This window comes from Teichococcus deserti (genome assembly GCF_001982615.1).
Lineage (GTDB): Bacteria > Pseudomonadota > Alphaproteobacteria > Acetobacterales > Acetobacteraceae > Pseudoroseomonas > Pseudoroseomonas deserti.
Genome location: NZ_MLCO01000088.1, coordinates 21,639 through 30,900, shown reverse-complemented (window position 1 = coordinate 30,900; position 9,262 = coordinate 21,639). Strand labels below are relative to the sequence as shown.

Genomic DNA, 9,262 nt, shown 5'->3' with positions numbered 1-9,262 from the left:
GCCCCCGCCGAGCTGCCCCTGCCGGCCTGCCCCGCTGGGACAGCGGCGCCCGACCTGCTAGCATGGCAGCGCCTCTCGCGAAGGTCCTTCAATGCGCTGCCTGGTCATCTCGCCCACCCCGAGCCACCCCGCCAATACCGGCAACCGCCAGCGCATCCAGGCGCTGCTGCAGCGGCTGAAGCGCCAGGGGCACGAGGTGCATTTCTGCTTCGTGGCACGCGAGGCGGTGGGCGAGCCGGATCTCGAGGCGATGCGCCAGGCCTGGGACCGGCTGACCGTGCTGCCCTACAACCGCGCGCAGGAACGCCGCAGCAAGGGCCGCGTCTTCGGCATCGACGACTGGTTCCCGCCCGGGCTGGAGGCCGCCATCGCCGGCCTCGCCGAGGAGGAGATCTATCACCTCGTCATGGTCGAGTACGTCTTCTTCAGCCGCGCGCTGGAGCTGTTCCCGGCCGGCACCCTCAAGGTCATCGACACCCACGACGTCTTCGCCGACCGCGACCGCCGGCTGCGCGCCATCGGCCTGGAGCCCGCCTTCTTCTACACCACGCCGGAAGAGGAAACCCGCGGCCTGGACCGCGCCGACCTGGTGCTGGCCATCCAGGATGCCGAGCGGGAGGAGCTGGAGGAGCGCACCCGCGCCCTCGTCGTCACCCTCGGCCATGTGCCGCCCGTGCCGCCCCTGCCGCCGCGCGGCACCGCGACGCCGCCGGTGATCGGCTATGTCGGCAGCAGCAATCCGATCAACCAGGCGGCGCTGGCCGCGCTGCTGGCGGCGGCCGACCTGCCGGCGCTGGCGGCCGCGGGCGCCGAATGGCGCATCGCCGGTGGTGCTGCGCGTGCGGTGCCGGCCAACACCCCGCCGCTGACCGCGATGGGGGAGGTGGACAACCTCGAAAGCTTCTATGCCGGCATCGATCTGGCGGTGAACCCGCACCAGGGCGGCACCGGGCTGAAGATCAAGACCGTCGAGGCGCTGGCCTATGGCCGCCCCGTGATCGGCACCGCCGACGCCTTCCTGGGGATGGACCCCGAGGCGCCCTTCCACAGCAGCGGCAGCGCCGCAGCCCTCGCGCCCCTGCTGCAGCGCTTCGCAACCGATGCGGCCTATCGGGACGAGGTCGCCGCCGCCAGCCGCACCCTCTTCGCCCGCTATGCCGCCGAGGTCTCCAGCCAGGCCGCCATCCTGCGCGACCGCCAGACGCTCGAGCATGCGCTGCGCCGGCCGCGCGCCCTGCTGGTCACCGACATCCCCTTCTGGGAGGAAAGCCTCGGCAACCACGCCCGCATCGCCGAGATGCTGCGCGTCGGCCGCCCGGTCTTCGACACCGATCTCTTTGCCCTGCGCCAGATGGATGCGGCGGACCGCGCGGCGGCGCAGCGGCTGCTCGGCGGCCGCGGCCGGGTCTTCTCGATCGACGACCAGCCCGAGACGGCGGCGGCCGCCATCCCCGCCTGGATCGAGGCGAAGCAGCTGCTGGAGCCCTTCGAGCGCAAGCAGTTCTCGCGCCAGCACTTCGCCGCGCTGGAGGCGCATCTGCAGGCGGAAAGCTATGCCATCGGCATCGTCGAATACATCCGCCTGAGCTATCTCCGCCATGCGCGCGGCTTCCCGGCGACCCGGGTGCTCGACACGCACGACGTCATGTCGCTGCGGGCGCAGAACTTCGCCCATTTCGGCCTCGAGCACCACATCCGCATCGACGTGCCGGAGGAGCTGAAGATCCTCGACGGCTTCGACCTGCTGCTCGCCATCCAGGCCAGCGAACACCGCTTCCTCGAGCGCAGCCTGCCCGGCAAGTCGCTCTACCTGCCGCACAGCCTGCCGCCCGGGCCGCGCATCGACGCCAGCCGCCCGGCCCAGCGCATCGTCTTCGTCGGCGGCGACAGCCCGATGAACCGCGACGGGCTGCGCTGGTTCGTCGACCAGGTCTGGCCCTGCTTCGAGGCGCGCGGCGATGTCGCGCTGCATGTCGCCGGCAGCGTCTGCGACAGCCTGCGCGAGCTGCCGGCCGCGCCGCGCAACATCGTGCTGCACGGACCGGTCGCCGACCTGGCCGGCTTCCTCGACCAGGCCGATATCGGCATCAATCCCGTCTATTATGGCGGCGGGCTGAAGATCAAGACGGTGGAATATCTCGCCCGCGGCATCCCCGCGGTGCTGACCGAGGAAGCCGTCTTCGGCATCGAGGGCGGCGCCGGCACCGCCTATCGCCTGGCCCGCTCGCGCGCCGAATTCGTCGGCCACCTCCTCGCCCTGATCGAGGATCCCGCCGGCCGCGCCCGCTGCGCCGAGGCCGCCTTCGCCTTCGGCCGCCGGCAGTTCGGCCGCGCCGTCTCGCGCCGCGCGCTGCAGGCCATCGCCGATCTCGGCCGCGCCGCCACCGCCCTGCCGCGCCGCGCGGCCTGAGGCGAGGCTGGCGGTGATCTACTTCGCCGAGCGGCTGCAGCTGGCGGTGGAAGGCCTGGCGCGGCTGGCCCCGCGCCGCCTGCTGCTCTGCGGCTGGATGCTGACGCCGCGCGGCGCGCCGCCGCAGCTGCGGGTGACGGCGGGCGACCAGGTGGTGACGCCGGTGCAGTCGCTCGCCCCGCCGCGTCCCGACGTCACCCTGCTGCAGCCGGACCTCGCCCAGGTCCAGGGCTTTCTTCTCGTGCTGGACGGCGTGCCGGAGGGCGCGCCGCTGGTGCTGACGCTCGCCGCCGGCGGGCTGTCGGGCCGCGTCAACCTGCGCGATCCCGGCATCAACCGCGACCTGGACAAGGCTTTCGCGCGGCTGCCGGCGGCGCTGGGCTTCAGCCTGCTGCGCGGCGCGCGCGACGATCCGGCGCGCTGGCCGCTGCTGCGCCACGGCTATCGCGCGCACGGCGCCTTCGGCGGCTGGCTCGACGCCCTGCCGCAGCTCGGCTCTGCTGCCCTCAGCGATCCCGACGGTCTGCTCCGTCACGCCGCGACGGCGGCGACCACGGGCGGCGAGGTCATGCTCGGCCTGCGCTTCGCCGGCCGGCCGCAGCGCGGGCTCGAGGTCGAGCTGATCGCCCTGGCCCGCCTCGCGGCGCCCGACGGCGCCGGCGACGAGACCGCCTTCGTCCCGCTGGAAGACGACCATTGCACGACAATGGGCGCGACCGCCTGCCTCCATGCCCGCCTGCCCACCCCTCTGCTGCCGCGGCTGGTCGCGCTGGAGCTGGTGGCGGAACTCCGTTTCGATGACGAACGGCGATGGCTGCGCTGCCGGCCAGGGGTGGTGCCGCTGCCGGCCTTTCTCGACGCCATCGCGGCGCAGGCCGGGCCCGAGGCCGAGGGCAGCCTGGCCGAAGCCCTGCTGCGGCCGGTGCTGGCCCGGCGCGAGGCGGCGCTGGCGCCGCGCCTGGCTGGCCTGCCGCCTGTGCCGGCCGCGCCGGCCGGCGCGCCGCTGGCCCTCGTCACCGGCTGCGACGAGCCCGCGCTGCTCCCCCTGCTGGAGATCGTCGCCGCCGGGCTGGAGCGGCGCTGCGGAGGGCTGGTCCTGCTCGGCCGCCAGGCCGAGGCCGCAGCGCAGATCTTCGCCCGCCGTGGCCGGCGCCCCGCCCAGGCCGCGCGCCTGGCCGGCCCGGCTCTCGCCGCCGCCATCGCCGGCGACACGCCGGTCGTGCTGCTGGAAGCGCAGCGGCTGGGCCAGGCGGTGATCGACCAGCAGCTGGACGCGCTCTTCGCGGCCCCGCTGCAGGGCGCCGGGCTCGCCCGGCTGCAGGCGCTGCACGACCTGGCCGGCTGCGGCGACCTGTCGGACAGCCTGGCGCGGCTGCGGCGCGACCCGCGGCAGCCCTGGCAGCCGCCGGCCCAGGCCTGGTGCCGGCCGCTGGCCGGGCAGATGATCAACGACCATCTCGAACGCCTCTGGACGCTCGCCGCATGAGCGCGATCTGCGTCATCGCCCATTCGCATCCCGACCTGTCCAAGGGTGGCGGCGAGGTCGCGGCCTATCGCCAGGTGCAGGCCCTGCGCAGCGCCGGGCGGCGCGCCATCCTGGTCGCCGCCTCGGCGGCCGGCACCGGCACGGCCGCGCGCCAGCCGACCGGGCTGGCCACCCCGCATGCCGAGGACGAGTTCCTCTACGATGTCGGCGGCATGGAGGCGGACCGGCTCTGGTGGACGGATCCGTTCCAGCGGCGCGCGCTGGTGCGCTTCCTGGCTGGCCTGCCGGTCCAGGCCTATCATTTTCACCACTACTGGCGCGTCGGCATCGACCTGATCGCCGAGCTGATGGAGGCGCGGCCCGAGGCCCGCTTCGCCATCACCCTGCACGAGATGCTGGCGATCTGCATCAACCACGGCCAGATGATCCGCACCGAGGGGCGCGAGCTGTGCCACGCGGAGTCGCCTCTGCGCTGCCTCGGCTGCTTCCCCGGGAGGACCATCCCGGGCCTGGTGCTGCGCAAGGCCGCGCTGCTGGAAGGGCTGCGCCGCTTCCACCACCGCTTCTACCCCTCGGCCTTCATCCGCGCCCGCTACGAGGCCTGGGGCCTGGCCGGCACCGCCGGCTCGGTGCTGGAGAACTACCTGGGCGACGAGCTGCTCGCCCTGCCTCGCCGCCCGGCGCCCGGGACCCCCGACCCGGCCCTGGCGCGGCATTTCGGCTTCTTCGGCCAGCCGACGCCCTTCAAGGGCCTCGACATCCTGGTGCGCGGCTTCGGCCTGGCCCTGCCAGACATCCCCGGGGCGCGGCTGACCGTCTTCGGCGCCGAGCGTGCCGACCTGCTGCGCGACTTCCCCGATCTCCTGCCGGTGCTCGAGGGGATCGGCGGCAGCCTGCGCTTCGCCGGCCGCTATGATCCGGCCGAGGTCTCGACGCTGATGGGCTCGGTCGGCTGGGTCGTCATCCCCTCGATCTGGTGGGAGAACTCGCCCGTCGTCATCCAGGAGGCGCGGCGCAGCGGCACGCCGCTGATCGCCTCCGACATTGGCGGCATGGCGGAGAAGGTGCTGGACGGCGTCGACGGGCTGCATTTCCGCCGCGCCGCGCCCGGCGACCTGGCCCGCGTGCTGGCCGAGGCGGCGCGGCCCGAGACCCATGCGCGGCTGGCCGCCAGCCTCCGCGACGTCATCGGCAAGGCCGAGTTCCTCGACGCCCTCGACGCCGTCTTCGGCGCGGAGCGCCACCCCACCCGCTAGCAGGAAGGAACAACGATGCAGATCGAGGTCACGCGCGGCGGGCGGGTCGAATCCCGCCATGCCATCGCCTTCGCCGTCAGCGACGCCAGGGGCGGGCTGCTGCTCTCCGGCGGCGATGTCGAGGCCGCCATCTTCCCGCGTTCGGCGGTGAAGGTGATCCAGGCGCTGCCGCTGGTCGAAAGCGGCGCCGCCGACCGCTTCGGCCTGGATGACGAGGCCCTGGCCCTGGCCTGCGCCTCGCACAACGGCGAAGCCGCCCATGCCGCCGTCGCCGCCCGCACCCTCTCCCGCCTCGGCCTCGATGCCGCGGCGCTGGAATGCGGCGCGCACTGGCCGAGCCTGCCGGAAGCCGCGCGCGGCCTGGCCTGCGAGGCGCCGGGCAGGCCCAGCGCCCTGCACAACAACTGCTCCGGCAAGCATTCCGGCTTCCTGTGCCTGGCCTGCGGGCTGGATGTCGCGCCGCGCGGCTACATCCGGCCGGAGCATGCGGTGCAGCGCGCGGTCAAATCGGCGCTGGAGGCGGTGGCCGGGGTGACCCTGCCCGAGGGCAGCCACGGCATCGACGGCTGCTCGATCCCGACCTATGCCCTGCCGCTGGCCGCGCTGGCGCAGGGCTTCGCCCGGCTCGGCACCGGAGAGGGCCTTTCCGCCGGCCATGCCGCCGCCGCCGCCCGGCTGCGCGCCGCGGTCGCCGCCCACCCCTTCATGGTGGCCGGCACCGGCCGCTTCGACACCGCGGTGATGACGGCGCTGGGCGCCCGCGCCTTTACCAAGGTCGGCGCCGAGGGCGTCTTCTGCGCCATCCTGCCCGAGCAGGGGCTGGGCATCGCGCTGAAATGCGCCGACGGTGCCACCCGCGCCGCGGAGGTGGCCATGGCAGCCCTCCTCGCCCGCCTCCTGCCCGATCTTCCCGAGGAGGTCTCCACCCTCGCCGCGCCGGTGATGCGGAACTGGAACGGCATCGAGGTCGGGCGGATGCGGGCGGTGTTCTGAGCCTGCCGGGCGGCGGCGTTCTGGCTAGGTCGCCGCCTGAACTTCGGGACGCCGCTCGGACTGGGGCAGGCTGTCCCCCTCCCCCTCCTTCGCGATCTTGGCCACGCCCAGCACTGCCTCGCGCAGGCTGGGCACCAGGCAGGGCACGCCGACCGACTGGCGCAGCGTGTCGTCCAGCTGCCCTTCCGGCGCCGTCCACAGCCCCAGCATCACCGGCACCCCGGGCAGCCGCTGCTCCAGCCGCCGCACCAGGTAGCGCAGATGCGAGGGCGCGCCGCGCATCTGCACGGTGCAGATCACCACCAGCCGGGTGCCCTCGGCGGTGAAGCTCTCGACATTGCGGCGCGAGACCTCGGCATGCGGCACCACCCGCGCGCCAATGCCATGCTTGCGCAGGATCTGCGCCAGCATCAGCGCCGAGACCTCGTCGAAGGCGCCGCGCCCGGCGACGCAGAGCACCGAGCCCTCGGCGCGCCAGGCCTCGGGCATGGTCTCGGCCTCGGGCAGGCCCGGCAGGGTCGGGCGCGGCAGCCGGCGCTCGGCGGCGGAAAGGCGGAAGCGCAGCGACGGCTTCTCGCCCGGGGCAGGCGGCGGCGGCGGGTCGATATCGGCATGCTCGTCCAGCGCCTCGGCCAGCTCGACGATGGAATCGCGGATGCGGTCCAGCTGGTCCGGGGTGACCAGTCCGCGGCGGACGTCGGCCGCGGCCAGCGCCAGCCCCTTCAGCGCCACCTCGTCGTAATAGGAGCAGAGCGAGCGGTCGCGCAGCAGCATCTCCGCCTGTTCCTGCGCCTCGTCGGGGTCGCCGGCCAGGCTGCGCTGGTAGAAGTTTTCCACGGGCGTCAAAGCCGGGCGGTCGCCGAGCAGGACGTCGAGGAACTCCAACCGGCGGACATGGCGGCCGAGCACGACGAGGCACAGCGTCACCGGCGTCGCGATGATCAGGCCGATCGGGCCCCAGATCCAGCTCCAGAAGATCGCGGCGATCACCACCGAGACCGGCGACATGCCGCTGGAATGGCCATAGGCCAGCGGCTCGACCACATAGGCGGCGATCGGCTCGACCGCCAGGAACAGCGCGGCCGTCCAGACCACCATCGACCAGCCCGGATCGACGGCGGCGGCCAGGCCGATGGGCAGGACCGCGCCCAGGATGCCGCCGATATAGGGGACGAAGCGCAGCAGGGCGGCCACCAGACCCCAGAGCAGCGGGCTGGGCAGGCCGATCAGCAGCAGGCCGAGCCCGATCACCGCGCCGAAGGCCATGTTGATGCAGAGCTGCGCCAGGAAGAAGCGGCTGAGGCGGTAGACCGCGTCGTCCATGGCCACCGTCGTGCGGTGCAGGTCGGTCGAGCCGAACAGCCGGATCATGCGGTCGCGCAGATCCTCCCGCTGCAGCAGCACGAAGGCGGTGACCACCAGGATGATGCCGGCCTGGGCGAAGGGCCCCATCAGCGGCGCCAGGATGCGCCCGGCCATCTGCATCGGCGTCGGATCGGGGGTGTGCAGCTCGACCGGCAGCGGCGGCACCGGCGTGGCCGAGGGGGTTGCGCTGGGCGGCGCGACGCTCGGCACCGTTGGGCTCCGCCCGCCCAGATCCTCGCCGAGGCGCCCGAGCAGCGAGCCCATGCGGCCGACCGTCATCTCGCGCAGCGCGTCCAGCTTGCGCATCACCGTGTGCTGGTAGATCGGCGCATTGTTGGCGAGCTCGGCCAGCTGCGCGCCGATCAGCGCGGCGGCGGCCAGGATGACGCCGACCGCCACCAGCACCGCCAGCAGCACCGACAGCACCCGCCCCAGCCGTGCCCGGCGCAGCAGCCGCACCAGCGGCGACAGCACCATGCTCAGCAGGATCGCCAGCACCACCGGGATCAGCACGTCGCGGCCCAGATAGAGGCCCGCGACGATCACCACGCCGCCGGCCAGCGTGGTCAGGCTGCGCAGGTCCGGAACCTCGGCGGCCGCCACCTTGGCGCGCAACGGCGCCCCGGCAGACGGCGGCGAGGCCATGCGGAAGGGGGCATCGGGCATGGGAACGGGCTTCTCCGGCGGCGAAGGCTGCGTGGTCGCAGCCGATAACGCCGGAACGCGTCAAAAGGTCGCGCTGGCTGGCCTGGTCTTAGCGAATCAGGCCGTGGACTTTGCCGACCGGGCTTGCCGCCGCCGAGACCAGCTTGCGCACCGGGGGGGCGGAGGGGTGCAGCAGCAGCCCGTCGGGCGTCAGCTCGACGCGGGCGTCGCGATAGACCGCCTGGGCCAGTTGCAGGTTTTCGGTGAAGGCCGCCTTGAAATGCTTGCGCAGCCGGATACCGGCGCCGAACTGGGTCGCCAGCGCGGTCCAGCTGATCAGCTTGTCGTCGGTCAGCGCGTGCAGCCGGTAGGCCAGCCAGCAATAGACGTCGAGCGCCATGGAGGAATTGCGGATATGGCGGATCGCCGCCTCGTCCAGCGGCACGGCATGCTGCTTCAGCTGCTGGAAGAAGCTTTCCGACAGCCGGGCATTCTCGACAAAAAGGTCGCCCTGCCCCGCCGGCCCCGCCGGGTCGTCGACGAACATCGCGATGTCGACGATGTTCTGGTTCACCAGCACCGAGGCGCCGTTGCGGGTGAAATGGAAGGACAGGCGGCAGCGGCTGATGCGGTCGGCCTGCTCGCGCACCAGCTTGGTGGTCTTGCCGCCGACCGAGACGCCGAGCCGGCCGAGGAAGTCGCGCAGCGACCGGCCGAGCTGGATGTCGCGCGAGCCGGTGCGCAGCGCCTCCGACTGCAGGTAGATCAGGATCAGCCGGGCGATGGCGCCGAAGGGCACGCCGACATGCGCCGGCTGCCCGTCGGGGCCCAGCCGGACGCCAGGCTCCACCAGCAGCGTCATGCTGTCGGTCTCGAGCTTCCAGATCGCCGTGTTGTCGTCCGGCCGGCGGTGCGGCAGCGCGGTCTGGCACCAGCCGGAATGGATATAGCCGATGCCGATATCCTCATCGGCCGCCCAGGAGGCCGCGGCCTCGACGATGCGCGGTCCCCGCCGGCCTTCGACCAGCTCGCGGCTGGCCTGGCGCCCGTGGGTCTCGATGAGGGTATGGACGGTTCCCATGATCTTCCGTGGCAAGCCGTGGCGCT

The 9,262-nt window shown here is 73.3% G+C and carries 6 protein-coding genes; 4 read left to right on the top strand and 2 right to left on the bottom strand.

Annotated features, from left to right (window positions below; all coding sequences use genetic code 11):
* The first annotated feature begins 91 nt into the window (after window positions 1-91).
* Genes BKE38_RS10990 through BKE38_RS10975 form a run of 4 tightly spaced genes read left to right on the top strand, consistent with a single transcriptional unit; the run spans window position 92 to window position 6,145 of the window.
* A complete protein-coding gene (locus tag BKE38_RS10990) occupies window positions 92-2,410 on the top strand; it encodes a glycosyltransferase family 4 protein (RefSeq protein ID WP_076957362.1) in 2,319 nt (772 codons plus the stop codon).
* 13 nt (window positions 2,411-2,423) lie between these two features.
* The gene (locus BKE38_RS10985) at window positions 2,424-3,896 is read left to right on the top strand and encodes a hypothetical protein (protein ID WP_076957361.1); all 1,473 of its coding nucleotides are present in this window, start codon (window positions 2,424-2,426) and stop codon (window positions 3,894-3,896) included.
* Window positions 3,893-5,152, top strand: a complete 1,260-nt coding sequence (locus BKE38_RS10980) for a glycosyltransferase (protein ID WP_076957360.1) — start codon at window positions 3,893-3,895, stop codon at window positions 5,150-5,152. Before BKE38_RS10985 ends, BKE38_RS10980 begins: the two co-directional genes overlap by 4 nt.
* Before the next feature lie 15 nt (window positions 5,153-5,167).
* A complete protein-coding gene (locus tag BKE38_RS10975) occupies window positions 5,168-6,145 on the top strand; it encodes an asparaginase (RefSeq protein WP_076957359.1) in 978 nt (325 codons plus the stop codon).
* A gap of 24 nt (window positions 6,146-6,169) precedes the next feature.
* On the opposite strand, the gene BKE38_RS10970 is transcribed toward BKE38_RS10975, so the two are convergent.
* Both BKE38_RS10970 and BKE38_RS10965 read right to left on the bottom strand, forming a co-directional pair.
* Window positions 6,170-8,176 (bottom strand): AI-2E family transporter, encoded by a 2,007-nt coding sequence (locus BKE38_RS10970; RefSeq protein WP_076957358.1) that lies wholly within the window; start codon window positions 8,174-8,176, stop codon window positions 6,170-6,172.
* An 88-nt stretch (window positions 8,177-8,264) separates the two neighbouring features.
* On the bottom strand, window positions 8,265-9,236 hold the full coding sequence (locus tag BKE38_RS10965) for a replication protein RepA (protein ID WP_083747467.1): 972 nt from the start codon (window positions 9,234-9,236) through the stop codon (window positions 8,265-8,267).
* Window positions 9,237-9,262 lie beyond the last annotated feature (26 nt).